The sequence below is a fragment of the Janthinobacterium sp. HH102 genome, from assembly GCF_001758625.2.
Lineage (GTDB): Bacteria > Pseudomonadota > Gammaproteobacteria > Burkholderiales > Burkholderiaceae_D > Janthinobacterium.
This window is the reverse complement of sequence record NZ_CP062062.1, coordinates 1,566,120-1,593,033: the sequence shown is the minus strand read 5'-3', so window position 1 is coordinate 1,593,033 and position 26,914 is coordinate 1,566,120. Positions and strand designations below refer to the sequence as shown.

Genomic DNA, 26,914 nt, shown 5'->3' with positions numbered 1-26,914 from the left:
AGCACGTGTTCTTTTTGTGAGTTTTGGTGATATTATTTAAATGTCATTTAAGAAATCAAATTATCTTTTAATCAATCAAACGAGAGCCCATGAAAACGCCAGCCACCCTCCTGAAGATCGCCGCACTGGCCACCCTGGTCACCGCTGGCGCCGCCAACGCCGCGACCGAACTGGTGGTCAATGGCAGTTTCGAAAACAATGTCATCGCCTCAGCCTGGGCTCCGCTCAGCAGCGTGACAGGCTGGACTTCATCGGCCAGCGGCAATTCGGCCTTTGAAATCCAGAAAGGCGCCACGCAAGGCGGCCAGGGCGGATTCAACCCCGTCGCCGCCAGCGGCACGCAATACCTGGAACTCAATACGGACCGCCTGACGTCGGTATCGCAAGCGATCGCCACCACGGCCGGCAGCACCTATGCGCTGTCGTTTGCCTACTCGGGCCGTCCCGATACGGCGGGCGGCGCGAACAGCCTGATGAATGTCTACTGGGGTTCGACCCTGCTGACGCCAACGGCATTGATCGGCAACACGAGCGGCGTGTGGCAAACCTACAGCCAGAACGTGACCGCACTCGGCTCTTCGAGCCTGCTGCGTTTCGAATCGATCGGCCCCGTCTCCGCACCGACCTATGGTTCCTACCTGGACAACGTCTCGGTGACGGCCGCCGTGCCGGAACCTGAAACCTACGCCATGATGCTGCTGGGCCTGGGCTTGCTGGGTTTCATGGCACGCCGCAAGACAGCCGCCTGAGTCCGGACAGACGCCACGCAACAGCCGTCCCGCCGTTTGGCCGGGCGGCTTTTTCTCGTCCGAAGAAGCGTGCACTGCAGCATTAAATGTTGCCCAAAAGAATTAAATTGGCGCTACAATGGCGGGGTATCAAGCAATGCCAAGCATCGCTCCGCCAGGGCCCCTACCCCGCCCTGATCATCAGCACGCATTTTTTGAACAGGATGACTGGCGCTGCCGGACCCGATTGCGCTCCCGGCACGGCCACCACACACGCACCATGTCCGCAGAAAAAACCATTACCGAAACGAGTTCCTACGGCAAGGAAACACCCGTGGGACGTCCCGACATCGATGGCCGCGCCGGCATTTTCGTGCCCACGGCGGAATTCGACATCAACAACACCACCACCATCCGCAAGGGCGCGGGCATTGTCGGCTTCGGCAACCTCGACGGCACCCTGACCGTGTACTTCGAAGCGAACCGCTTCGACGAAAGCAATCTGCACAAATGGGAACACAAGGCGCGCAAGGCATATGACCGCATGGTCATGGGCGCACCCACGGTGTCGAAGGCGAAGATCGACGCGCGCATGCTGGAACAGGTCGGCATCATCGATGGCATGGGCATCAATCTCAAGCATCCGGAACGCCTGACGCACTGGCTGGCGATTTCGAACGTGCCGGACACGGCGCCGGAAGAGCCGGTGCTGCGCTGGAAAAACCGCTAAGTAATCCTCAGGAAATTATTGTGAAGTTATGACGAATAGAACCCGATGCTATGCAAGGCGCCCGCTGCGACGCAGTGCGAACACTGCTAGCAGTGGGCAACACCGCAGAGCGCCGGTTATAGAAGTCAGAAATCGCAATAATTTATTGGGGGTTACTTAGGCCGCCGGAGAGCGAGGCGGGGCCTCAGCGACGAGGTGTTGTCCTACATCGTGGCGGACATTCATCCGATGCCCGAGAGCATTTATTCGACCTATGATGAAAGCCTGACAACCCACCTCACACCATTCAGGAGTACGACATGTCCCGCCTCATCCCGATCAGCTTTGGCGCCTTGCAAATAGGTCTGGCAGCGGCGGCGATGTATATCCTGTGCTCGGCGGACGTGCTGCACCAGAGTTCGGTATATTTCCACTGATTCAGCTTCGCGGCGCTGCTCGTCATCGCCAATGAGAAAGCGCGCCGTGCTTCGTAAAGCACGGCGCGCTTTCTCACGCCAGCAGGACTACGTCCCGCGTCTAGCGGCGACCGTGGTAACGTCCATGCCCGCCCCAGCCGCCACGGTGTCCGCCATAGCGCCCAAAGCCAAACATGAAATCCAGGCCGATCGATACGGGCGGATTGTAATAATACGGTTGCGGCGCGTACACGGGCGCCGGCACATACACGGGCTGCTGCACGTAGACAGGCGACTGCTGCACGTAGACGGGCTCATTCGTGTATTCCACGCGCGGCGCGCTCATCACGCGGCCCGATTGCACCGGTTCGGACGAGACCGTATGCCATTCATAGGGATTGTAGGCCCCCTGTGGCGCGCGCGAACCGTAATACGCGGGCCCTGGCGGGGCCACGACGCAGCCACCCAGAGCGGCCAGCGAAATTACTGCCAACAGGGTTTTCATCGCAATTCTCCTAATATGTACTACCTCAAGTAAGTACTATAAGAAATTACGCCGTGCTTTGCTGTGCTTTTACCGATTGTTACACCCCGACGCACGCCGCAACATGAAATGTGGCAATGGCGCCACAAGCGGCCCATGCGCCATGTTTCCTCAGATAAATGGAATGTCGCACGTGTCGATGGCCTTGCCTGCCGCATCATAGCGCTGCACGCACACCTGGTAGCGCACGCCGTAATCGAGCTCGACCTGCTCGACCTTGCCATACTTCAATTTCCAGCTGGGCTGCACACGCTGCATGCCCGCCAGGGCCGGCACGTCCTGCGGTATCGCCATCGCCGTTTGCGTCTCGCCCTGGCGCACATCCTGGCGCCGCGCCACGTCGATCGCAACGTTCACGGCCAGGTCGACGCCGCCGTCCGCATAGGCCAGCTTCGGCGCGCTGCGCTGCGCCCGCATCACACCCCAGCTGCAAGCCTTACCGCCGGCGTCGCATTGCTTCAATTGCGCCAGCGGAAAATATTCAGGGGCAATCTTGCCGTCCTTGATGGGCCAGCTGGTGCGTACACCGTCGCGCTTGCCCGTCAGCGGATTGTCCCAGCTCAAGCTGTTGACGACGGCGACGGTCTGCCCCGCCTGCAAGCCCACAGGCGTGCCCAGGGAAGCGCAGGCGGAAAGCAGCAAGCCGGTGGCCGCCAGGGAAGAAAGTGTCAGGATGCGCTGCATGGTAGGCCTCTTGTGGTGGGATATCCCGAAGGTATGTTTCGAGGGTAACAGAATCCGCGGCGGCAGCGCCGTTGGCTGCCGCACATAACAATACGGGCGGCACCCTCGCAGGCGCCGCCCGTAGCGGATACGGTCATGCCGGGAGCCGCGCTCCCGGCAGTGCCTGGATCAGTCCAGCTTCCAGGCGTAGTCGACCTTGGTCCAGGTTTGCGCAGGGGAACCATCCTTGGTGCCCGGCTTGAACTTGCATGCGGACAGGGCCTTGATGGCGGCCTTGTCCAGGTTCTTGAAGCCGCTGCTCTTCTCGACTTTCGAATCGGCAACGCTGCCATCGGCATTGACCAGGAAGGACATCGACACGGTGCCCTGCTCTTCGTTCATCAACGAGGCTTTCGGATAGTCGGCCTTGCAGTTCTTGGCATCGAACGACGCGGGTACCTCGGCAGCGAAGGCTGCGGAAGAAACGGACACCAGCAAGGCTGCTGCAACACTCATCAAACGCTTATTCTCAAACATGTGCTTCCCCATGATTATCAGATACGGTAATTACAACTTCCTGTGCGCTGTTGACCGCGCTTAAAACTCTTCCCACTCGTCATTGCTGGTGCTGCCGGCCCCTGCCGCCTTGCGTGGTGCCGCGGCAGCCACGGGCGCGGCCGCTTCGGTCTTGCGGGTCAGCGATTTCACCGGACGTAATGCGGGCGCCGGCTTGCGCACGGCCGCTGGTGCGGCAGCCACGGGTGCCGGCACAGACGCCGCTGCCGGTTTCTGTTCGCCTTCGACCAGTTTGAAAATGCTGACCACGTGGGACAGTTCGGCCGCCTGGTCCTGCAGGCTTTGCGCCGCAGCGGCGGCCTGCTCCACCAGGGCCGCATTTTGCTGCGTCATGCCGTCCATCTCGATGATCGACAGGTTGACCTGTTCGATGCCGGCGCTTTGTTCCTGGCTGGCACTGGCGATCTCGCTCATGATGTCGGTCACGCGGCGCACGCTGTCGACCACTTCGCCCATCGTCACACCAGCCTGGCCGACCAGACGCGTACCGCGTTCCGTCTTCTCGGCCGAATCGTCGATGAGGATCTTGATTTCCTTCGCGGCGCCAGCGGAGCGCTGGGCCAGGTTGCGCACTTCGGACGCCACCACGGCAAAGCCGCGGCCTTGCTCGCCGGCACGTGCCGCTTCCACGGCCGCGTTCAGCGCCAGGATATTCGTCTGGAAGGCGATGCCGTCGATCACGCCGATGATGTCGACAATCTTCTTCGCCGACTCGTTGATCGAGCTCATTGTGTCAACCACTTGCGACACCACGGAGCCGCCCTTCAGGGCCACGTCCGACGCGGTCGCGGCCAGCTTGTTCGCTTCCCGTGCATTGTCCGCATTCTGTTTCACGGTCGAGGTCAGCTCTTCCATCGCGGACGCCGTTTTTTCCAGCGCGCTGGCCTGCATTTCCGTGCGCGACGACAGGTCGATATTGCCGTCGGCGATCTCGCGCGAGGCCGTGCCGATGGTTTCCGTGCCGACGCGCACCTGGCCGACGATGCCCACCAGGCTGTTGCGCATTTCCTTCATTTCCGCCAGCAGGCTGGAATTGTCCGATGGCTGGGTGTGGATGCCGATCGACAGGTCGCCATTGGCAATGCTGCCGGCGATCGATGCCGTGTAGTCAGGCTCGCCGCCCAGCTGTTTCAGCAGGCCGCGGGTAATCACCAGTGCCGCCGCCACGCCCATCGCTACGGCCAGCACGCCGAGGATGATCATGAACAAACGCGCGCTGTCGAAGGCCTTGCGGGCATCCGACTGCATCTGTTCATTGAGCTTGTCTTCCAGGGTGGCCAGCTGCTCCAGCGCTTCCATCCATTTTTTCTGCACCGGGCGGATTTCCTTGATCATCACGCGCGTGGCGCCTTCCGCATCGTTGGCCATCCACAGTGCGGATGCCTTGGCGATGGCCGGCATGGCGGCCGCTTCGTATTCCTTGATCGAGGCGAGCAGGGTTTTTTCTTCGGCAGTCGACTCGACGGCGAATTTCTCTTCGAGCTTCTTCTGCGTTTCCTGATAGGTGCTCGTCTGCGTCTTGATACGCGCCATTTCCGGCTCCATATCGCTCGCGTCGGTCATCAGGGTGAGGATGCGCAGCGAGGTGATGCGGTCGCTGACGTTGCCACGCATATCGATCACCAGGCGGGTGACGACGTTGTTGACATTGATCACGTGATCGAGACGTTCCTGGATTTGCGCCATGCGCGCGATGCCGAGGACGGTCACGGCCACCAGCAGAACCAGTACCAGGGCGAAACCCAGGCCCAGGCGGGTACCAACCTTCATTTTTGCTAAATTCATTTCGGCTCTTCGTAAATGAAACTATTGATAAGGATTTTTTGCCCGGCACGACAAGACGAAGGCTGCGGTACACCGGTATCCGCCCTTACCCATTGGTATGCTGGCGGTATCCGGCTGCACGCAGCCTGGGGTACTTCCTGGTCCTTCGCCAGCCCTGAAACAGCCAGTGACTGCGAATGCAAACTTGCTCCACACGCTGAATTTTTGACACTGATGATATGAGATCAACATCAAACATTCATATGAGAAATATTTGTCTATAATCAATTATAGGTGTAAATTTTGCCTCAAAGCAAGCAATAAGTACCTGAATAAATGGCAGATTAACTTTCTTCGGGGAAATGGCAACAACGCCGATTCTTGCCTCTTAGAAATGCCCCATGGCAGTGCGGGCGTGCGCCGAAACGGCGCATTTACAACACATGGCGTAGCCATATTGCATCGTTTTGGAAGAGGTGCTCAGAGGAAGGGGGAGTATGGACAATACCACTGCGCAGAAGCAGCGGTATAGACAAGTTGGCTCAGCTGTCCCAGCTGCAATGCATCACATAGGCGTGGCACTCTGTGCCAAAGACAAAGACGCTCCAGATGGCGCCCAATTGCCCGGTCAGGCTGATCTGGCCAGATGATACCAATTGATACCAGCGGGGCTCGCCGCGCAGCAGTTCGGCCAGTTCTCGCTCGAAACCGTCATATAAACGCGCATCGAGCGGCTGGCGGTCCGCCTCGCTCATGGGACGAAACCGCTCCAGCAACCACTGGCGCGGCGTGCAGGCGATGCCGCTGCACACTACGCTCTCGAGCGGCTGCAAGGATAAGCCCGCCGGCGCAATCCGCAGCGAGCGGCACAGCGCGTCGAGCGATGCCTGCGGCGCGACGGGTCCCAGATACTCGCAAAGAAACAAGCTGCCGTCATCCTTCAGGGCGCCGACGGCCAGCAAGTAGCCCTCGATCACGCGCGCAAGGCTGTGGCAGTCGCCGCTCATCAGGCAGGCAGCGACAAACGCGCCGCCGCTTCCAACAGCAAACGGGGGTCGCCCGAGGCCAGCTTCTTCGAGTCCGACAGGGTCTGGCGGAAGCCGCGCGCGCCGGGCAGGTTTTGCATCAGGCCCAGCATGTGGCGCGTGACGCTGTTCAGTTTCAAGCGCCCCGCTTCTTTCTCCAGCTGCGCGCTAATGTACGGAATCATCGCCTCGAGCACCTGTTCGCGCGTTTTCACGGGCGTCTCGTCGCCGTAGTAGCGCTGGTCGAACTGCGCCATCACGTACGGGTTGTGGTACGCCTCGCGGCCCAGCATCACGCCATCAAGGTGCTGCAAATGCAGGTCGATCTCGTCCAGGGTCTTAATGCCGCCGTTGATGATGAACTCGAACTGGGGAAAATCGCGCTTCAGGCGGTAGGCGTAATCGTATTTCAGGGGCGGCACTTCGCGGTTTTCCTTCGGGCTCAGGCCTTTCAGGATGGCATTGCGCGCATGCACGATAAACGTCTTGCAGCCGGCATCGGCCACGGTACCGACGAAGTCGCGCACGAAGTCGTACGATTCGCTGTCGTCAATGCCGATGCGGTGCTTGACCGTGACGTCGATGTCGACCACGTCGCGCATGGCTTTCACGCAGTCGGCCACCAGTTGCGGTTCGGCCATCAGGCAGGCGCCAAACGCGCCTTTTTGCACGCGCTCGGACGGGCAGCCGCAATTGAGGTTGACCTCGTCGTAGCCCCACTGCTCACCGAGCTTGGCGCTGGTGGCCAGGTCCTTCGGGTCGCTGCCGCCCAGCTGCAGCGCCACCGGATGCTCTTCCTCGTTGAAGCGCAGGTGGCGCTCCACGTCGCCGTACACGAGCGCGCCCGTCGTCACCATCTCGGTGTAGAGCCAGGTGTGGCGCGTGATTTCGCGGTGGAACTTGCGGCAATGGCGGTCGGTCCAGTCCATCATCGGGGCGACGGACAGTAACCTCTTGTTTTTATTCACTTTATTTTCATTCATTTTGGCAATGTGCAGCATTCAGTGCACACGTAATGCACACAAAGTTGTTGATAGGTGCATAATCGGGGCATAACTAAATACGCAGAAATTGCACACACTATATAAATATGGCTACGTTTACTAAACTTCCTAGCGGAAAATGGCGCGCACAGGTGCGAAAAGGCGGCATATATAAGAACGAGACCTTCACACTCAAGCGCGATGCAGAGGCATGGGCACGCAAAGTGGAGTTACAGGTTGAACACGTTGTTGCGAGTGGTTACCAGCCTGTCCCGGACGGCTACAGCCTCGCCGACCTGATAGATAGCTATGCCCTAGAGTGTAACATGGGCGGTCGCACCAAGCAGTCAACCCATGCCATGCTAAGGCGGGAAATGGGGAGCATTCCGCTAAAGCGCCTCAACAGTATCAACTTGCGGGACTTCATTGATGCCCGTTTGAAGGCTGGAGCCGGGGGTGTAACCATTGCTGCCGACCTGTCATTCCTTGGCGCGATACTAAAATGGGGCAAGCACTCCCGTAGGATGGACTTACCCACCGATCTAGCCCGAGATGCCCGGCGCGATTTGACCTCTCGCAAAGTCAGCACCCGCAGCCAAGAGCGCGATAGAGAACCAACAGACTCTGAACTTGAAAATCTTTACCGCTATTGGAGCCAGAACACTCGACAAACCATTCCAATGGCAACCATATGCGCGTTTGCCTTAGCAACAGCAATGAGGCAAGATGAGGTTTGCTCAATCACCATAGAAGATATCAACACAAGCAGAAAGACCGTCATCATCCGCGACAGGAAAGACCCGAGGAAGAAAGACGGCAACAATCAAACTGTCCCTCTATTAAATAGCGCATGGGAAATCATCGCCCCTATTTTAGAAGTGCGCCAGGCTGGCCGCGTCTTCCCATACATGGCATCAAGCGTCAGCACAGCATTCACCCGCGCCTGCAAGAAACTCAAAATCGACGATCTACACTTCCACGACCTCAGGCACAAAGCAACAAGTGATCTGTTTAGAACTGGCCTCACTATGCCGCAAGTTGCACTCCTTACAGGCCATAAAACATGGACTCAGTTGAAACGATACACTCATACCAAACCGGAAGAAGTCCATGCTGCCATGCAGGAAATAAGCATTAGAAATGCGAAGAAAAATCATGAAGAAAAGTCATAATCATCTTGATCCAGACGGCAAAGATGCAAGAACTAGACAGATTCTTAACATTCCGGAGGAAGTCACCACATCCGACTATCTCGTGAATAATGGATTCTCATTCAGGACACCGCAAGGTTGGATAAAATCGGGGCGGCTTTCACTTGCAATAATTGAGCAAGAGGTTATTTATGAAACTCGACACTTAGTTATCGAAATTGGCCAAATAATTGATAATTACGAAATTGCCTTCACAACTGGAAAACTAACAGAGGCTGACACCATTCAGAAGGAAAAGGCCCAACTCATATGGGAAAAAGTCGACCTAATCCACCGCGCACTTCCCGCACTTCACGCCCAAAGAGAGCATCAAAAACTCCAAGCAGCACGCGCCAGCAAACCCCGTAAGCTAACAGAGGAACAACATGCTCGGATTGCGCGCCAATACCTAGAGGGCAAGGAAAATGGGGAGGGGTATGGATTGACAAAGGCTCTAGCGAGTCACTATAACGTAAGCACAACCACAATTCGCAACATTATCAATAAAATCACGCTCGAAAATAAGCGCATCAAATGAATTAACAAGTAACCGGGCTACTTCTCACTTCATCTGTAAGATAGCTACTTCACAATACAGAAGGAGCATAGATGCAGCAGCAAACGACTAACCCACATCAACCACAGCAGTACAACATCTCCGAACTTGCCCTCCGGCTAAATTGCTTCGATGAAGAATCGTTCGCCACCTTGGCAGGCGTAAAACTATCAACACTAGGGGCATGGCGGAAACGAGGTCAAGGGCCAGAGTACATTCTACTCGGGTGCAACTATCTTTACCCAATTCCATCCATACAGAGCCACCTCGCACGCCTAGTTAGGGTACGTACTATTGTTGATCCGAAAAGCATTCTGATTAACTAGGTACAATATTTTAAAATATTGCCATATGGATATCACCCAGCCAACTACATGGGTTTGATTGCCCACGCCTCAGTGAGCAAAATAGGCTTGGAAAGTGCTGTTTATCCTTACAAAACAGTACCTTAAGCCAACATCTCTCCAAACCCTTACTCAACCCCTAAGCAGATATTTATGACCTTTTATGAGCTATTTCCAGTAGATAAAAGCACTAGCCAACTTTTGAATTATTTGAAAATCGCGCCCGATAGCTCAACGGTTTAATCTGCGTGGGGGAATAACATATTTACTGTACAAAAACACAGTATTGACAAATACACTACTTCGTGATACCATATAAAATTAATTAATATATATAAACCGCATAGCGAATTTTAACAATGATATATCATATCACGCCAACCCGCAGAAAGGCAATTAAATTTTAAATGAACCAAAACACTATCAGGGGCACTTCACGAAAGGCCCATACAACAGCCGCAGGCGTCTTGCTTGAACGAGGATATATCTACCTGACACCCGAAGCATGGGCAACCGTCTACAGCCTCAGCAGCACACAAAGTCTCTCAGCTTCCGAATACTTAGCCTCACTCATTCTAACTACTACCGCAGACGGTACAACCTCCAAGGATTCCAAACATGACGCAAGCTCCCAGCCTCGTAACTAAGACCACGCCAACGCTTCTTTCCCCAAAACTCATCACTCAGAGATTCGCAGCCGATCTTGCCGCCGATTCTTGGTGCGTTGACGTTTCAACCTTCCCATTAAAAGCCCTTCACGCCGACTCGAACTACAACGCCGCGCTTGAATCTTTCCGCCACGACTTCACCTCTTGGGCACTCAAAAACAACTTGCGTGTTGAACTCAAAGACAACAAATACGGCGATTTCCTGAACAACTTAAACAATCGTCTTACCCCACTACTTCCCCGCGTCTTGGGTTCATCGTTTTACCCTGCTTCAAATTACGACCCGACTAGAGACAAGTTCTTCAAGTCCCGATCCGGCGCACTCTTGGCTAATACTTACGTCCCATTCAAGCCTGCACGCCTAGAGAGTCCCTTGCCACCGTCCATTCTTACAGATTATTTGGATCGTATTTTTGCCAATGCTCAAGATAGGAAGATGGTTGTGCAATGGTTGGCGGACATCATTCAGAACCCAAGCCGACGCCCTATGTGGTCAGTTGTATTAACAGGTCAGCAAGGCTCAGGGAAAAGCTCAGTCTTCCGCCTCGTGTCGCTCGCACTTGGCAACCGGCACACATGGGAAAAAAACGAGTACGGCCCCGCCTTCAAGCAATTTTCCGAAGTGTTGCCTGATAATTTGCTAGTCTCCTTTGATGACGCGCCGGGCCGCCCCGACACATATCAAAAACTGAAACAGGCAATCACTTGTACCTCGACACAGGTTGAACTAAAAGGCGTTCAAAAACCTGTACACCGAGAAGTCTACGCCCGGATTCTAGTTTGCTCAAATTCACCGCGCCCGTTGCGTATTGAGGAAGGCGACCGCCGCCTGTATTGTGCCGAACCATCAAAGCACCTGGAAAGCCCGGAAGAAACAGCAAAGTTTTTTGTTACTTTTAATGAGTGGTTGGAAAGCCCGGAAGCACCAGCGATCCTTTACCATTTTTTCATGATGGTTGACCTCACAGACTTCACTCCGGGTTTCACGGTCAAGACTGAAACGCACTCCAAGATGGTTGGCCTATCAACGTCGGTACTTGAAAACCTACTACTCGACTATGTGATGGAGAAGCCAATTTTTCACAATGCCACTTTGCTAAACCTCTTAGAAGGCTACGGTATAAGGCACGCAGACGCAGATCTTTTGAAGATGAAACTTGCCGACCTCGGATATGTTCTTAAGCGCCGCCCGGTAGAAGGCTGTCAAAGGCAGCCATGGGTGTGGCAACCGAATTGCGCACGCTCCCGTGCATTGACTAAAGACGAGGCTGAAAGCATTGCACTAGCCGAAGCGCAGGCTATCTAAAATTCTTATAACACCCTTGTATCAGACTGTATCACCCTTGTATCAGATTTTAAGCTAATCAAAAAACATTAATTTCCCTTTGGAATCATGTAGTTATCTATTGCATGACTTCCTTGTATCGCTTGTATCACTGTTGCACGCACCTTTTCTAAACTACGAAGTACATGTTTTACCGTACTGAAGTTTAGCACTTCCTCAGCAATACCCCACGGCCCATCTCGGCCCTTTCCCAAACCTTAAAACTCAATTTCAAATCACTTGAAGGATATTCCTATGTCTAAACGCTTTGCATCTGTTTCCGAAGGCGACGCCGCCCAATTTCTCGCAACACTTAATGTTCTTCCCTGCCAATCCTTCGCACCAGACTTTCAAACACAGTTCACGGATAAACTTGGATTCACTGGCACCTATCTACCGGACTTCAAACACATTTGCCCTGCCACCGGCAAAGTTACATTCTTTGAAACCAAGTTTGCAGCCTTGAATTCCAAGCAATCACACGCAGCATGCGAAAACAAACTTCGTGCGCAGTACCGTTACCGCTTTGGCGACGATACCGGCCTGAAATACCACGAAATCAGTAATGCTTTGTGGAACTCAAAATGGAAAAAAGACTGCCTAGATCATGCATTCAACCATTCCCTAGCAAAACATCTGCTAATCCAAAAAACACTCGGCCGTGAAAATTACATCGTGGTTTTTGGTATTCACCTTCACGACGACGTGACTATCTCATATACGAAAAAAGGATTAAATTTCATCTATTTATCAGAAATCTCTAAGTATCTGACACCATCCGTATAGAGTATTCTTCAAAAGCTCAGAATAATAATATAATAGCAATTAATTTGCATTTTGCCATTCAACAACGCGGTTTTGTCTTATATACACATATATACGATCATGGTAAATTAATTGCGAACCAGCATTTCCCCAATAATTCTCTTTACCTGGATATCCCCACGAAGCAACGAGCGCATCCCTAGACATTCCTCTAAAAATTTCTCTTTCCAGTATAGAACGAACTTCCTTTTTCGTAAAATTTGAAGGGATAAATTCAATTGCGGATATGTCTATCTTTTCAAAGAATGTTGGCTTATAACCAGCTTCCTGATAAAAATAGTCTCCCAAAAACCCCACTAATATTCTACGCTCATCACTTGGAAGACGAACCTTAATAACTACTAAATTCTCATCCTCAAAATATCTTGCGTCTATCACTTCCAATTTCATCAAATTATTCTGATCCGAATCTGTATTAGCCTTCCTTATCTTCTCACTCATAATATCATTGATGCTTAAATCTGGCTTTAATAGTTCGGTAGCTCTTACATTATAAATAGTCCTCCCAACGAGCTTCAATAGACGACTGTTTATCTCCGTTCTCATCAAGTCTGCCTTATTTCCTATCAACAAGACAGTTTTCAATAATCGAACATCGCTAATAGTAGTTCCAATCAATGTTTCACTCTCATCGTTCATTTTTACCACAATTAATATTTCCTTCGGGAAAATATCTGTTGTTTTAATATTCGACCCAAAAACATCGGTCGATTTTTTCATTTGATCGTCAGGGTTTGCACCAAAGAAAATAACTTTTCCTCTTTTACCTCGTAGTTCGATTGGCGCTAATGAGTGGTGTAATTCAAATTGACCAGGATCACTAAGATAAGCAATTTTCCATTTTCCCCAGCTATCATTTGAGTATCTACTTCCGTCGATTACCTTGACTTCTTTTTCTATTATTTCGCTTCTTATGCTCGCAAAAGATCGTTGAGCAGATGCGCCCCAAGCAGATAAAAACTGCAAAGATAAGAAGCCGAAGAGAATCAATTTTATAATTTTTTTCATACTTTCCCAGACCATTCAGATAGTGAAGAATAATGACGCGCTATTAAGAAATTTCTCGCAAAGAATACTAACATAGCTACTCAAACTCTGTAGACCTATAGTCATCAAAAATTCACCCTTGCAAGGTGAAAAAAGATACCGATACCACTACTAAGAGAGCGTCGCTTAAAGTCCACTTCGGGCTAACACTCCGCCACGCCCGCGAAAATTTGAAGCTTTCTCAAGAAGTCCTCGCGGAGAAGGCCGGGCTTCATCGAACTTACATAGGCCAAGTAGAACGCGGAGAGCGAAACATCTCGATTGACAACATGGAACGTTTGGCTGGCGCTGTAGGGATGGAACTATGGGAAATGCTGCGCCCTTAATCCTCTTCTCTATCACAAGGGCAGGGGGTAAAGATTGTCTTCCAGCACCATCAAAAAACCTATCAATAGATTGCAAAGCAGACCCATGTGATATATTATCACTACATCTAAACTCTATTTGTAAAAAGGATTGATATGGCAACCACTTGGGGCTACGCAAGAACTTCGACTTCGGATCAACTAGCAGGCTTGGCTGACCAGATAGCAAAATTGAAGGCCGCAGGTTGCGACGATCAATCAATCTACCAAGAGCAAGTAAGCAGTATGAAGATGGAAGAGCGCGTACAGTTTTCCAAAGTGCTCGCCAAGCTCACCAAAGGCGATGTGCTGGTGTTCACATCACTTAGCCGGGCCGCACGCTCTATGATCCATATGATGGAGATTGAAGCCCAAGTATCTAAGGCTGGTGCAACAATCCGTATTCTTGATCTGAACTGTGACACAGCCACCCCGAACGGACGCCTTACCTTCAATTTATTTGCAAGCGTCGCCACCTTTGAACGCGAACAAATGCTGGAAAGACAAGCCATCGGAATCGCAGCAGCCAAGGCCGAAGGCAAGTACAAGGGCCGGGCACCTACCGCACAGGCCAAATCCGCCAAGGTCTTAGAACTAGCCGCTAAGAACCTGACCAAGCAAGAGATAGCGGACGCTACCGGAATGGGTATCGCCAGCGTCTATCGAATCCTGAAAGCAGCCTAACGCACGCTCTCAGGCTTCGTTGGTCTATTCCAGACGGTGGAGAGTGCCGTCAATCTCTATCATTTCAAACACGGAATCATCGTCTGACTTGGGGTTCAGGTTGACCCCGCATGTAGTTATGAAGTCTTCCGAACCGCCCTTCAATCTTGCTGCTGGTCCGGCCACGGGAGAAAAATTTACTGCCTCTGTCCGTTTCTGCACTTGATAGATTTTGCCACTCGCCCGATCAATGTAACTGCCGATGTTTTCAATACCCATGTAAGTCTCCTTGTAGAGTGCTTAGAAAATTCGATTGATGACGCTTCGACCTTCCCCGTGGGGAATTGCAAAGATATCAATCTATTGACTATAAGTAAAGCGGAAATGCTAACTTGCAAGATAGAAAATTGCATGCCAGATGTGAGGTCTTACGAGGACTTACGAATTTTACATGCACACAGATTGCACACGACGGCTCTACAGCCCGCATTTTTTCTATATTGTCTATTCAGTCCATCATGGGGGCGACGGACAGGCGGCGGGAAGGCAGGGAGGACGTAGTCATAGGATCAATAAAAACAGGTCAATACACAACAGCTTCTACAAACAACAAACCCGCTGCGCGCATCACCGGTTAAAGTCATGCGGCGCAGCGGGCCGAAAGCGGCATGGACGTCAATCCATGCTCACGCGGGTATTACGCGTCGCGCGACGCTTTTTTACGCTCGTGCTCTTTCAGGAAGCGCTTGCGCAGACGGATCGATTTTGGCGTGATTTCCACCAGTTCGTCGTCCTCGATGAATTCGACTGCGTATTCCAGCGACATCTGAATTGGCGGTACCAGGCGCACTGCTTCGTCGGTACCCGACGAACGCACGTTGGTCAGCTGCTTGCCCTTGATCGGGTTGACGACCAGGTCGTTGTCGCGCGAGTGGATACCGATGACCATGCCTTCGTAGACCGGGTCATTGTGCGACACGAACATGCGGCCGCGGTCTTGCAGTTTCCAGATAGCGTAGGCAACGGCGGCGCCGTCATCTTGCGAGATCAGCACGCCGTTACGACGGCCAGCCATTTCGCCACGGGTGTTGTCGACTGGTGCGTATTCGTGGAATACGTGACTCATCAGGCCGGTGCCGCGGGTCAGGGTCATGAATTCGCCCTGGAAGCCGATCAGGCCACGCGCCGGGATCAGGTACTCGAGACGCACGCGGCCCTTGCCATCCGATTCCATGTTTTGCAGGTCGCCGCGACGACGGCCCAGTTCTTCCATGACGCCGCCCTGGTTGGCTTCTTCCACGTCGACCGACAGGTTTTCAAACGGCTCGTGGCGCACGCCATCGACCATCTTGAACACCACGCGTGGACGCGATACGGCCAGCTCGAAGCCTTCGCGACGCATGTTTTCGATCAGAATCGTCAGGTGCAGCTCGCCGCGGCCCGATACTTCGAAGATCGTGTCGTCGTCGGTCGGCGCTACGCGCAGAGCAACGTTGGCTTTCAATTCTTTTTCCAGACGGTCACGCAGTTGACGCGAGGTCACGAACTTGCCTTCGCGGCCAGCCAGTGGCGAGTTGTTGACCATGAAGTTCATGGTCAGGGTCGGCTCGTCGACGGTCAGCATCGGCAGCGCTTCCGGGGTGTCCAGTGCGCACAGGGTCGAACCGATGCCGATTTCGTCGATACCGTTGATCAGGCAAATGTCGCCGGCAACGGCTTCGTCCACCAGCACGCGCTCCAGGCCCTTGAAGTTCAGCACCTGGTTGATGCGGCCTTTGATTGGCGTGGCGCCAGGGCCATTGATGACCAGCACGTCTTGACCAACTTTCACGGTACCGCGGTTGACGCGGCCAATGCCGATCTTGCCGACGTACGACGAGTAGTCCAGCGAGGTGATCTGCATTTGCAGCGGGCCTTCCGGATTGTCGTCACGAACTGGAACGTGTTCCAGGATGGCGTCGAACATCGGCTTCATGTCGCCGCCGCGCACGTCTTCGGTCAGGCCGGCATAGCCGTTCAGGCCGGAAGCGTAAACGATAGGGAAATCCAGTTGCTCGTCGGTTGCGCCCAGCTTGTCGAACAGTTCGAACGTCTGGTTGATGGCCCAGTCAGGACGTGCGCCTGGACGGTCGATCTTGTTGACGATCACGATAGGCTTCAGACCCAGTGCCAGCGCCTTGCGCGTGACGAAACGGGTTTGCGGCATCGGGCCTTCCTGTGCATCGATCAGCAGCAGAACCGAGTCCACCATCGACAGAACACGTTCCACTTCGCCGCCGAAGTCGGCGTGGCCTGGGGTGTCGACGATGTTGATGTGGGTGCCTTCGTACTCAACAGCGCAGTTCTTCGACAGAATCGTAATGCCGCGCTCCTTTTCCAGGTCGTTCGAGTCCATGACTCGGGTGTCGACCGCTTGGTTTTCACGGAAGGTGCCGGACTGGCGCAGCAGCTGATCCACCAGCGTGGTTTTGCCGTGGTCAACGTGGGCGATAATGGCGATATTACGAATTGCGCGTTTTGTATTTGACATGGTCGTAGTAGTTACTGAAAAACTGCGGAGTGCGTACAAGGTGTACGAGATACCCGAATGCTAATCTATTTCCGGAACCGCGTAGTATAGCATGTTGCGTTGCAACGCTATCTAAAAATGCTGGCGGCTCCCGCAGTCGGGGACGGATTGTTTAAAAAAGCGACACTGTTTGAAGAGTGTATGCCGGGGTCAGACCCTCAATCCCGCCAACTCAGAGGCTTGCGCCAACGGTCGAGGGGGTCTGACCCCAGCTTTTATTGATGTGCCGTGGCAATGAGGCGCTCGGGCGCCAGGATGCTGTACTCCTGTAACTGGCCCGTGCCCAGCAGCTTGCTGTCGTGATACACGCGCACCCTGCCCGGCTCGTTTGGTACGGCGACGTCTTCCTTGCCCAGCGCGATGCGCTGGCCATGCAGGAAACGCTTGGCCAATTCTTCCGTCAGCTGGACGGCCGGAAAGCTCGACAATAATGCATCGACGGGCGCCAGCAGACTCAGCGGCGCGGCATGCGCCGTCAACTCATCGAGGGTGACGACGCCGTCAAGCGTCAGGTTGCCCACCTGCGTGCGGCGCAAGGCGTTCAGATGGCCGCCGCAACCGAGGGCATGGCCGATGTCTTCGCCCAGCACGCGGATATACGTGCCCTTGCTGCACATCACGGACAATTTCAGGAACGGGGCTTCATAGCCGAGGAACTCGAGCTTGTGGATGGTCACCGGGCGCGCTTCGCGCTCCAGGGTGATGCCTGCCCTTGCATACTCATATAGGGGCTTGCCGTCCCTTTTCAAGGCCGAGTACATGGGCGGCGTCTGCAGGATAGGCCCGCGGAACCGCGCCAGCACGGCTTCGATCTGCTCTTGCGTGACGTTGACCTCGCGCGTTTCCAGCACTGCGCCTTCCGTGTCGCCCGTATCCGTCGTCTGCCCCAGGTGCACCAGGGTTTCGTAGGTCTTGTCGGCTTCCAGCAAGTCCTGCGAGAACTTCGTCGCCTCGCCAAAGCACAGCGGCAGCAAGCCCGTGGCGAACGGATCCAGGGTGCCCGTATGGCCGGCTTTTTTCGCGTTCAGCACGCGCTTGGCCTTGATCAGGGCGTCGTTGCTGGACCAGCCCACGGGCTTATCGAGCAACAAGACGCCGTCGACCAGGTCGCGCACCCGCTTCATGCCCGGTGGTTTCTTCGGACCCGCCACTGTTATTGCTCGTCCGCTTCTGGTTTGACATCCGGCTCGGCGTCGGCCGCGCGCGTGGCATTGGCCTTGTCGATCAGGAGCGACATTTCCATGCCGCGCGAGGTCGAGCTGTCGTGCACGAAATGCAGCATCGGCAGGGTGTGGATGTGCAGGCGCTTGCCCAGCAAGCCACGGATGAAGCCCGACGCGGCCATCAGGCCTTCGGTGGTGTTCTTGATGGCTTCTTTGCTGTCTTTCAACATCGTGAAAAACACCTTGGCGTGCGCGTAATCGGGCGTGATCTGCACTTCGGTGATGGTGATCATCGTGCCCACGCGCGGGTCTTTCAATTCGTAGGCGACGATTTCAGCCAGATCGCGCTGGATCTGGTCGGCCACGCGCAAGCCGCGCGCTGGCATGGTTTTGCTATGTTTAGCCATGATTTTATGCTGTCCTAAGTGCCGCAGGGCGCATGAGTCAAACGGTTGCCCGTTGACCAATGCGCCCCACGTGTTTGCGCGGACAACGGTATGTCCGCGCGGTTTTCATTGCTGCTGCGATTACAGGGTACGAGCGATTTCCTGGACTTCGAATACTTCCAGCGTGTCGCCAACCTGAATGTCGTTGTAGTTCTTCAGCGACAGGCCGCACTCCAGACCGGCGCGAACTTCTTTCGCATCGTCCTTGAAGCGTTTCAGGGAGTCGATCTCGCCACTCCACACCACGATGTTGTTGCGCAACAGGCGGACGGAAGAAGCACGCTTGACCACGCCATCGGTGACCAGGCAACCGGCAATCGCGCCGACCTTCGAGACCAGGATAACCTGGCGGATCTCGACCTGGCCGATGACGGTTTCGCGTTTCTCTGGTGCCAACATGCCCGACAACGCCGATTTGATCTCGTCGATCGCATCGTAAATGATGTTGTAGTAGCGAATGTCCACGCCATTCGACTCGGCCAGCTTGCGTGCCTGGGCATCAGCACGGGCGTTGAAGCCGATGATGACCGCTTTCGAGGCAACTGCCAGGTTGACGTCCGATTCCGTGATGCCGCCGACTGCCGCGTGAACCACTTGTACGCGCACTTCGGAGGTCGACAGTTTCTGCAGCGAACCGACCAGCGCTTCTTGCGAACCTTGCACGTCGGTTTTGATGATCAGCGGCAAGTTTTTCACTTCGCCTTCGGCCATCTGGTCGAACATGTTTTCCAGTTTCGCAGCTTGCTGTTTCGCCAGTTTCACGTCGCGGAACTTACCTTGACGGAACAGACCGATTTCGCGCGCCTTGCGCTCGTCAGCCATGACGACGACTTCTTCACCGGCAACCGGCACTTCCGTCAGACCCTGGATTTCGACCGGAATCGAAGGACCCGCTTCAGCGATGGACTTGCCGTTCTCATCCAGCATGGCGCGAACACGGCCATACGAAGAGCCCGCCAGAATCACGTCGCCGCGCTTCAGGGTACCGGACTGCACCAGGATCGTCGCGACAGGACCACGGCCCTTGTCCAGACGCGCCTCGACTACCAGGCCGCGTGCAGGCGCATCGACCGGTGCCGTCAGTTCCAGCACTTCGGCTTGCAACAGCACTTGTTCCAGCAGATCGTCGATACCCTGGCCCGTTTTGGCCGACACCGGTACGAATGGCGATTCGCCACCGTATTCTTCCGGCACGACTTGTTCGGCGACCAGTTCCTGCGTCACGCGGTCCACGTTGCCGCCCGGTTTGTCGACCTTGTTGATCGCCACCACCAGCGGTACGCCGGCTGCTTTCGCATGGGCAATCGCTTCTTTCGTTTGCGGCATCACGCCATCGTCGGCGGCCACCACCAGAATCACGATGTCGGTTGCCTTGGCGCCACGGGCACGCATGGCGGTAAACGCTTCGTGGCCCGGGGTGTCGAGGAAGGTGATCATGCCGCGTGGCGTATCGACGTGGTAAGCGCCGATATGCTGCGTAATGCCGCCCGCTTCGCCGGATGCCACCTTGGCGCGACGGATGTAATCGAGCAGCGAGGTCTTGCCGTGGTCGACGTGACCCATGACGGTGACCACCGGTGCGCGTGGCTTGGTTTCGAAGTGCGCGTGTTCGCCCACATCGGCCAGCAGCGCTTCCGGATCGTCCAGTTCGGCGGCGAACGCCTTGTGGCCCATTTCTTCCACCAGAATCATGGCGGTTTCCTGATCCAGCACCTGGTTGATCGTGCACATCTGGCCCAATTTCATCAAATGCTTGATGACTTCGGATGCCTTGACGGACATTTTGTGCGCCAGTTCGGCCACGGTGATCGTTTCCGGTACGTGCACGTCCTTGACGACGGCTTCCGTCGGTGCCTGGAAGTTCGATTCACGGTCGTCATGGTGCGTCGGGCGACGGCCCTTCGCGCCACCGCGCCAGCTGTCACGGCCGCCTGGGCCGCTATTGCCGCGTGGCTTGGGACCACCGGTGGTGCCGCGTTTTTTCGCGTCATCGGACCAGGTGGACGACACATTGGCCGACTTGATGGATTTCTTGTCTGCGACAGCAGGCTTCTTGTCGCCCGGCTTGTCGCCAGGTTTCTTGTCAGCAGGCTTGTGCAGCGTGCCTTCCGGCGCCTTTGGCTTGACGGGAACCGGTACGGGTTCCGGTGCCTTGATGGCGCGGCGTGGCGCGTTCATCATGGCCTTGATCTGGGCGACTTCGTCGGCAACGGCCTTGCGTGCACGCTCGGTGGCTTCCGCTTTGTCAGCGGCTTCCTTGGCGGCAACAGCAGCGGCGGCGGCTTTCTTTTTCGCTTCTTCAGCGGCAGCGGCTTTTTTCGCTTCGGCGGCGGCGTCGTCAACGACAGGCGCAGCGGCGCTGGCGGCAGGCGCGGCGGCAGCTTTGGCTGCCGCTTTCTTCGCTTCCGCTTCCGCTTCTTTCTTCGCAGCCAATTCAGCCTGTTGCGTGGCTTTCGCCTGGGCTTCTTTTTCCGCGTCGAGCTTGGCCAGACGTTCTTGTTTTTCGCGCAGATCGGCTTCCTGGCGGGCGATCAGTTCAGCCTGTTTACGGGCTTCTTCTTCACGGCGCGCCACGTCGGCGGGATCGATCACCGGTGCGGCAGGCGCGACCGGTTCTGCCGCGACCGGCGCAGCTTCGTCACGCTGGACGAAAGTGCGTTTCTTGCGCACTTCCACCTGGATCGTGCGCGATTTGCCGGTGGCGTCTGCTTGCTTAATCTCAGTCGTTTCCTTGCGGGTCACGGTGATTTTTTTCTTTTCTGTGTCAGCCGCTGCGCCGTGTGTGCGGCGCAGATGATCCAAAAGCTTGTCCTTATCATCTTTCGACAATGGATCTGACGTCGAACTTTTCTCGACGCCGGCAGAACGCAGCTGCGTCAGCAGCAAATCTGCAGGCATCTTCAGTTCGGTGGCAAATTGGGCTACGTTGTTACTCGCCATTCAGTCCTCTTTTCTATGTGTCGCGGAGATGATAAAGATACTCAAATTAAGCCTTTGCGGATTCGGCCAGACTCCATGCCTTGGCTTGCAACGCCTTGGCACGATCGTCGTATTTCGAGTCAACCAACTTCATCTCATCGTCGGTCACATCTTTAAATTCACTTGTAATCAGTTCACGCGCACGGTCCGCAGACAAGGCCAGGATTGCGCCAAATTCGTCGTATGCCAGTGCTGCAAATGCTTCTACGGTCTTGATACCAGCCAGACCCAGCTTGCCGGCGGTGATGCGATCCATGCCTTCCAGATTCACCAACGCCTCGTCCATGCCTTCCAGACCCTCTTCCGAAGCGATCGCTTCGGTCACGAGCGCATCACGCGCACGGGTACGGAGTTCATTGACGGTATCTTCGTCAAACGATTCGATTTCCAGCATTTCGGAAATTGGCACGTAAGCGATTTCTTCCAGACTGGCGAAACCTTCTTCCACCAGAATATCGGCCACTTCCTGGTCGACATCGAGCTTTTCCATGAACAGGATGCGCACGGCAGCCGTTTCCTGGGCAGCTTTGTCGGCCGATTCTTCGGCCGTCATGATGTTGATCTTCCAGCCGGTCAGGTCCGAGGCCAGGCGCACGTTCTGGCCGGAACGGCCGATCGCGATTGCCAGGTTTTCTTCATCCACGACGACATCCATCGCGTGTTTTTCTTCATCGACCATGATCGACGACACGTTCGCCGGCGCCAGGGCGCCGATGACGAACTGCGCCGGATCTTCCGACCACAGCACGATGTCGACGCGTTCGCCGCCCAACTCGCCGGTGACAGCCTGCACGCGCGAACCGCGCATGCCGACGCAAGTACCGATCGGGTCGATGCGCTTGTCGGCCGTGTAGACGGCGATCTTGGCGCGCACGCCGGCATCGCGGGCTGCGGATTTGATTTCCAGCATGCCTTGCTCGATTTCCGGCACTTCCAGCTCGAACAGCTTCATGATGAATTCCGGCGCGGTGCGCGACAGGATCACTTGCGGGCCGCGCATATTGCGGTCGATGCGCAAGATGTATGCACGCACGCGGTCGCCGATACGCAGATTCTCTTTCGGGATCATCTGGTCGCGCGGCAGACGTGCCTCGATCTTGCCCGATTCGACGATGGCGTCGCCGCGTTCCATGCGCTTGATGGTGCCGGTGACGAGCGAATCGCCGCGCTCCAGGAAGTCGACCAGGATCTGTTCGCGTTCGGCGTCACGCACGCGCTGCAGGACGACCTGTTTGGTATCCTGGGCGAAACGGCGGCCGAATTCAACGGATTCGATCGGTTCTTCGATGTGGTCATCGACTTCGATATCGGGAATCTGTTCTTTTGCCTCGAAATGCAGGATCTCCTGATCCGGCAATTGCAGACCCGCTTCATCGGGCACCACGTGCCAGCGGCGGAACGATTCGAATTCGCCCGTTTCGCGGTCGATCGAAACGCGGATGTCTACTTCACCCTCATACCGTTTCTTCGTGGCTTGCGCCAACGCGAATTCGAGGGCGCCGAAGACGACATCTTTATCGACGTTTTTTTCGCGCGCCAGCGCGTCAACCAATAATAAAACTTCGCGGCTCATGCTTTGCGTCCCTTAAAAACCACCTGCGGCACCAAGCGTGCCTTATCCACATCGGCGAGCGTAAACTCCAACATCGCCGGACCATCCTTACCTTCAAATTCCAACGACAATTTATCGCCCACGGGTTCTTGCAAGATCCCCTGGAACGATTTCCGGTTGTTCGTACCCGGCATCGCCACCATCAGCTTGACGATGATTTCCTGGCCTGCGAAACGGACAAAGTCTTCCAGCTTGCGCACCGGACGATCGAGACCCGGGGAAGAAATCTCGAGACGCTCGTAAGGAACGTTCTCTACCGTCAACACATGCGATAACTGGTGACTGACCGTGGCACAGTCTTCGACCGTGATCGGACCTTTTTCAGCGGCATCGGCGGCGCTGAAATCAATAAAGACGCGCAGCAGCCCGCGCTCGGCACGTTCGACATCAACGAGCTCATAGCCCAGACCTGTAACTGTCTTTTCAATTAATCCCAACTGCTGCAAGAAATTCTCCAGAAATAAGGCCCGTTTTCAGCATGACAGCGCCGCAATAAGCGCCGACAACATGCAAAAACACGCATTCAAGTCATATATGGCCCCTTGCGGAGCCATTACAAACGGTTCAACAAAAAAAAAATGGGCATCTGCCCATCTTCTTGTATTTTCCCAACCAGATGAAAGCACTCCCCACCAAACAACCCTGCGGAGAACTTTTATTAGGCTGCAGATTATAACCTCTTATTAACTTCGCCGCAATGCCGCACACGAGGAGCGGCCCGGCTTACAACAGTTACAAGAGCGCGCACCCGCGGCAGATCGGCGGGCGCGCAAGAAGAAACTCTTCCCGATTAACCTTTGCTGCGGCGGCGCGGCATGCCATCCATGCCGCCGCGATCCATGCCGCCGCGCGGCTGGCCGCCGGAACGTGCTTGCCCACCGGCACCACCGCCGGCATTGCGGCGCGGACCCGTGTTGGCGAAGCCGAAGGCCGTTTGCAGCGGATCGGGCTGGCGCGGACCGCGCTGCGGCGCGCGGCCTTCGCCACCCGGACGGCCCTGGCCTGCCGCACGCGGCGGACGGCCCTGGCCTTGCGCGCCTTCGAACGATGCCGACGAACGGGGCTGACCACCCTGGAACGGACCTTGCGGCTGGCCGCGGCCCGGACCACGCGCTTCGCCTGGACGGCCGGCGCCGCCCGGGCGGCCCTGGCCTTGCGGACGGGCAAACTGGCCTTGCGGCTGGCCACGGCGCGGCGCGACAGGGAACGGATCGGCGTTGCGGTTGCTCACATCGATGCGGTTGCCATTCGGCTCGTCATCGCGGCTGGCCTTGCGCGCTTCGCGGCCCTTGGCGGCGCCAGCGGCACGGGGGTCGCCCGATGCCGGCATTTTCTTTTCGATGCCGTAGGCGGTCAGCAGGTCGCGCACGGTGTTTTCATCCATCTCTTCCCAGCGGCCGCGTTTCAGGCCGCTCGGCAGGGTCATGGCGCCGTAGCGGGTACGGATCAGGCGCGAAACGGTCAGGCCGATGGCTTCGAACATGCGGCGCACTTCGCGGTTACGGCCTTCGCCGATCACCACGCGGTACCACTTGTTGATGCCTTCGCCGCCGCCATCGGCGATCTTCGAGAACTGCGCCAGGCCGTCTTCCAGCTCGACGCCGGCCAGCAGTTTCTGGCGCATGCCCTCTTCCAGCTCGCCCAGGGTACGCACGGCGTACTCGCGGTCGATGCCGTAGCGCGGGTGCATCAGGCGGTTGGCCAGGTCACCGGACGTGGTAAACAACAGCAAGCCTTCCGTGTTGAAGTCGAGGCGGCCAACGGCCAGCCACTTGCCCGCCTTCATGGTCGGCAGGCGGTCGAAGACGGATGGACGGCCGTCCGGGTCGTTGTGGCTGACGATTTCGCCGGCCGGCTTGTGATAGACCAGCACGCGCGGCGGCTTCTTGCTGACGCGGCGCTGGATCAACTTGCCGTTGATGCGCACATGATCGCTCGGCAAGATGCGCTGGCCGATGTGGGCCGGCTCGCCATTCACGGACACGCGGCCCGAAATGATCAGATCTTCCATGTCGCGGCGCGAACCGAGACCGGCTTCGGCCAGTACCTTGTGCAGCTTCGGCGCATCGTCGTCGGACGTCAGGTCGCGGCGCACGGCCGCTTTCTGTACACGGCCCGTGCCGCCTTCTTCGCTGTCGAAGGCGTCGGAAGTAACGAACGAGAAGACGGCATCAGCGTCGCTGAGCTTGCCTGGCGCAGCCTGGCGGCCCTTGCCCTTTTTACGGCTCTTGCCGGCATTCTTGCCGGCACCCGGCACGTCGTTGCGGGGACCGCGCGGCAGGCGCGGGCCGGACACGAGGTTGCCTTCGGTATCGAACACGTCGGCGACAGGCGCGGCAGCTTGCTCTGCGGCAGGCGCTGCGGCAACGGCATCGGCCGCCTGCGGCGCTTCGGCGCGCGGCGGCTGGCGCAACGCGCGCTCCGCCTGCACACCGCGCATCTGGCGCGGACCGCGGGTCGGGCGTGCTTCGGCCGGCTTGTCAGCGACGGCTTCCGGCGCCGTTTCAGCGACGGCGGCAGCGGCCTTGGCGGCGGCGCGGGCGCGCGGCGGACGCGGCGCAGGTGCAGCGACGGCTTCGGCAGCCGCTTCAGCGGCGTCGGCCACGGCCTTCAGGGCCGGCTTGGCGCGGGTTTTCTTGGCGGCGGGCGCAGCGTCGGCAGCGACAGCTTCAGCGACGGGCGCATCGGCGGCCACGTCGGCTTTCGTGCGGCGCTTCGGCTTGGCGGCGACCGCGTCGCCAGCCGTGCCGGCAGCAGCCGCGTCAGCTTCGATCTGGGCCTTGGTGCGGCGCTTGGGCTTGGCAACGATGGCTTCGTCGCTGGCGGTTACTGTCTCGGGTGTGTTCGGATTATTCATTCTTCGTTTCTTGGCTGTGCTGACCTGGCGCAGCGTCAACCGTTAGTTCTGGCGCAGGGTCGTGAGTGTAGGCTTCGTCCATGGGCGAAGCATCGGGGCCGGCATCAAGGCTTGCTGTCACATCTACATCTGTCACAGCCGTATTGCTACCTGCACCAAGCTGGGGGACAAGCTCATTGCTTGCCTTGTCAAAATTTTCCTGCAGGGCCGCTTCCAGGGCTTCAAGCCCGTTGCCCTGCATCTCGCTGATTTGCTGCAAAGGCGGCAGCTGGGACAGCGATTGCAAACCCAGATCATCCAAAAACTGCTTGGTGGTGGCCAGCAAGGCCGGCCGCCCCACCACGTCGCGGTAGCCGATGGCATCGACCCAGCCACGGTCTTCCAGCATCTTGATCGTCTGCGAATTGACGGCAACGCCGCGAATTTCCTCGATATCGCCGCGCGTCACCGGCTGGCGGTAGGCGATGATGGCCAGAGTTTCCAGGGTCGCCCGCGAATACTTGGGCGGCCGCTCGGGCGTCAACCGGTCGAGATACATCTTCATTTCCGGGCGGCTTTGAAAGCGCCAGCCCGAAGCCAGACTGACGATCTCGATGCCGCGCCCTTCCCACTCGTCGCGCAACTCTTCCAGCAATTGCTTGATCGTGTCGGCGCCAACGCCGACACCGCGCACACGACCATTCTCGTCCGCATCGACGAACAGCTTTTTCAGGCTGTGGATCGTCAGCGATTCACGAGCGCACAGCAACGCGGTTTCGAGGACTTTTTTAGCCTCAATTGTATTCATAGCAATTCTGTGCGGATGTGTGTTGCAATTCGTATGCAGAGAAAGAAATCAAAAACGTTCATTTCAACGTAACAGATGGCAGACATCGATAATGACGCCGTGCTGGGTTACTAGTTGAGGCTGTTTTTCCGA

The 26,914-nt window shown here is 56.2% G+C and carries 24 protein-coding genes; 8 read left to right on the top strand and 16 right to left on the bottom strand.

The features are described 5' to 3' along the window. Positions 1-89 precede the first annotated feature (89 nt). On the top strand, positions 90-749 hold the full coding sequence (locus tag JAB4_RS07140; protein WP_070218193.1) for an FxDxF family PEP-CTERM protein: 660 nt from the start codon (positions 90-92) through the stop codon (positions 747-749). 259 nt (positions 750-1,008) lie between these two features. Next, positions 1,009-1,458, top strand: coding sequence for a hypothetical protein (locus tag JAB4_RS07135; protein WP_070218194.1), 450 nt, complete (start codon positions 1,009-1,011; stop codon positions 1,456-1,458). Between the two features lie 516 nt (positions 1,459-1,974). Here the strand turns inward: JAB4_RS07135 and JAB4_RS07130 are convergent. The 6 genes from JAB4_RS07130 to dusA all read right to left on the bottom strand — a co-directional run bounded on the left by JAB4_RS07130 (position 1,975) and on the right by dusA (position 7,408). After that, complete coding sequence (locus JAB4_RS07130; protein WP_070218195.1) at positions 1,975-2,358, bottom strand: hypothetical protein; 384 nt, start codon at positions 2,356-2,358, stop codon at positions 1,975-1,977. A 150-nt stretch (positions 2,359-2,508) separates the two neighbouring features. Further along, entirely contained in the window at positions 2,509-3,081 is a 573-nt protein-coding gene (locus tag JAB4_RS07125; protein ID WP_070218196.1) for a hypothetical protein, read from the bottom strand. A gap of 168 nt (positions 3,082-3,249) precedes the next feature. Then, positions 3,250-3,597: an energy transducer TonB gene (locus tag JAB4_RS07120; RefSeq protein WP_070218202.1), complete on the bottom strand. Its 348-nt coding sequence runs from the start codon at positions 3,595-3,597 to the stop codon at positions 3,250-3,252. Positions 3,598-3,657: 60 nt separating this feature from the next. Further along, entirely contained in the window at positions 3,658-5,421 is a 1,764-nt protein-coding gene (locus JAB4_RS07115) for a methyl-accepting chemotaxis protein (protein WP_227742110.1), read from the bottom strand. A gap of 521 nt (positions 5,422-5,942) precedes the next feature. Next, positions 5,943-6,407, bottom strand: coding sequence for a hypothetical protein (locus tag JAB4_RS07110; RefSeq protein WP_070223666.1), 465 nt, complete (start codon positions 6,405-6,407; stop codon positions 5,943-5,945). Then, on the bottom strand, positions 6,407-7,408 hold the full coding sequence (dusA, locus tag JAB4_RS07105) for a tRNA dihydrouridine(20/20a) synthase DusA (protein ID WP_070223693.1): 1,002 nt from the start codon (positions 7,406-7,408) through the stop codon (positions 6,407-6,409). Before dusA ends, JAB4_RS07110 begins: the two co-directional genes overlap by 1 nt. Positions 7,409-7,515: 107 nt before the next feature. On the opposite strand from dusA, the gene JAB4_RS07100 reads away from it, so the two are divergent. From JAB4_RS07100 to JAB4_RS07085, 4 genes are all read left to right on the top strand, one after another. Further along, positions 7,516-8,580: a site-specific integrase gene (locus JAB4_RS07100; RefSeq protein ID WP_070223668.1), complete on the top strand. Its 1,065-nt coding sequence runs from the start codon at positions 7,516-7,518 to the stop codon at positions 8,578-8,580. After that, the gene (locus tag JAB4_RS07095) at positions 8,564-9,136 is read left to right on the top strand and encodes a hypothetical protein (protein ID WP_070308465.1); all 573 of its coding nucleotides are present in this window, start codon (positions 8,564-8,566) and stop codon (positions 9,134-9,136) included. The genes JAB4_RS07100 and JAB4_RS07095 overlap by 17 nt, the downstream gene beginning before the upstream one ends. A 980-nt stretch (positions 9,137-10,116) precedes the next feature. Beyond that, positions 10,117-11,472, top strand: coding sequence for a primase-helicase family protein (locus JAB4_RS07090; RefSeq protein ID WP_139143721.1), 1,356 nt, complete (start codon positions 10,117-10,119; stop codon positions 11,470-11,472). Between the two features lie 273 nt (positions 11,473-11,745). After that, entirely contained in the window at positions 11,746-12,276 is a 531-nt protein-coding gene (locus JAB4_RS07085; RefSeq protein WP_139143722.1) for a hypothetical protein, read from the top strand. Positions 12,277-12,315: 39 nt separating this feature from the next. Here the strand turns inward: JAB4_RS07085 and JAB4_RS07080 are convergent, their stop codons facing one another. Next, positions 12,316-13,323, bottom strand: a complete 1,008-nt coding sequence (locus tag JAB4_RS07080) for a hypothetical protein (RefSeq protein ID WP_139143723.1) — start codon at positions 13,321-13,323, stop codon at positions 12,316-12,318. 125 nt (positions 13,324-13,448) lie between these two features. Here JAB4_RS07080 and JAB4_RS07075 point away from each other — a divergent pair, with 125 nt between their 5' ends. Beyond that, positions 13,449-13,688: a helix-turn-helix transcriptional regulator gene (locus JAB4_RS07075; protein ID WP_071650256.1), complete on the top strand. Its 240-nt coding sequence runs from the start codon at positions 13,449-13,451 to the stop codon at positions 13,686-13,688. Positions 13,689-13,823: 135 nt separating this feature from the next. Further along, on the top strand, positions 13,824-14,390 hold the full coding sequence (locus JAB4_RS07070; protein WP_070223672.1) for a recombinase family protein: 567 nt from the start codon (positions 13,824-13,826) through the stop codon (positions 14,388-14,390). A gap of 24 nt (positions 14,391-14,414) precedes the next feature. Here the strand turns inward: JAB4_RS07070 and JAB4_RS07065 are convergent, their stop codons facing one another. The 9 genes from JAB4_RS07065 to scpB form a co-directional block, all read right to left on the bottom strand. Next, positions 14,415-14,648, bottom strand: a complete 234-nt coding sequence (locus JAB4_RS07065; protein ID WP_070223674.1) for a hypothetical protein — start codon at positions 14,646-14,648, stop codon at positions 14,415-14,417. A gap of 418 nt (positions 14,649-15,066) precedes the next feature. Continuing rightward, positions 15,067-16,899: a translational GTPase TypA gene (typA, locus tag JAB4_RS07060; RefSeq protein WP_070223676.1), complete on the bottom strand. Its 1,833-nt coding sequence runs from the start codon at positions 16,897-16,899 to the stop codon at positions 15,067-15,069. Positions 16,900-17,153: 254 nt separating this feature from the next. Continuing rightward, positions 17,154-18,062: a tRNA pseudouridine(55) synthase TruB gene (gene truB, locus JAB4_RS07055; RefSeq protein ID WP_070223678.1), complete on the bottom strand. Its 909-nt coding sequence runs from the start codon at positions 18,060-18,062 to the stop codon at positions 17,154-17,156. 29 nt (positions 18,063-18,091) lie between these two features. After that, the gene (gene rbfA, locus JAB4_RS07050) at positions 18,092-18,508 is read right to left on the bottom strand and encodes a 30S ribosome-binding factor RbfA (protein ID WP_035825200.1); all 417 of its coding nucleotides are present in this window, start codon (positions 18,506-18,508) and stop codon (positions 18,092-18,094) included. Between the two features lie 120 nt (positions 18,509-18,628). After that, positions 18,629-21,487: a translation initiation factor IF-2 gene (gene infB, locus JAB4_RS07045; protein ID WP_034760145.1), complete on the bottom strand. Its 2,859-nt coding sequence runs from the start codon at positions 21,485-21,487 to the stop codon at positions 18,629-18,631. Positions 21,488-21,533: 46 nt separating this feature from the next. Then, positions 21,534-23,099, bottom strand: a complete 1,566-nt coding sequence (nusA, locus tag JAB4_RS07040) for a transcription termination factor NusA (RefSeq protein ID WP_070222358.1) — start codon at positions 23,097-23,099, stop codon at positions 21,534-21,536. Next, on the bottom strand, positions 23,096-23,584 hold the full coding sequence (rimP, locus tag JAB4_RS07035) for a ribosome maturation factor RimP (protein ID WP_035828693.1): 489 nt from the start codon (positions 23,582-23,584) through the stop codon (positions 23,096-23,098). Before rimP ends, nusA begins: the two co-directional genes overlap by 4 nt. A 344-nt stretch (positions 23,585-23,928) precedes the next feature. Further along, positions 23,929-25,995 (bottom strand): 23S rRNA pseudouridine(2605) synthase RluB, encoded by a 2,067-nt coding sequence (gene rluB / locus JAB4_RS07030; protein ID WP_070308468.1) that lies wholly within the window; start codon positions 25,993-25,995, stop codon positions 23,929-23,931. Further along, on the bottom strand, positions 25,988-26,782 hold the full coding sequence (scpB, locus tag JAB4_RS07025; protein ID WP_070219235.1) for an SMC-Scp complex subunit ScpB: 795 nt from the start codon (positions 26,780-26,782) through the stop codon (positions 25,988-25,990). Before scpB ends, rluB begins: the two co-directional genes overlap by 8 nt. Positions 26,783-26,914: the final 132 nt, after the last annotated feature.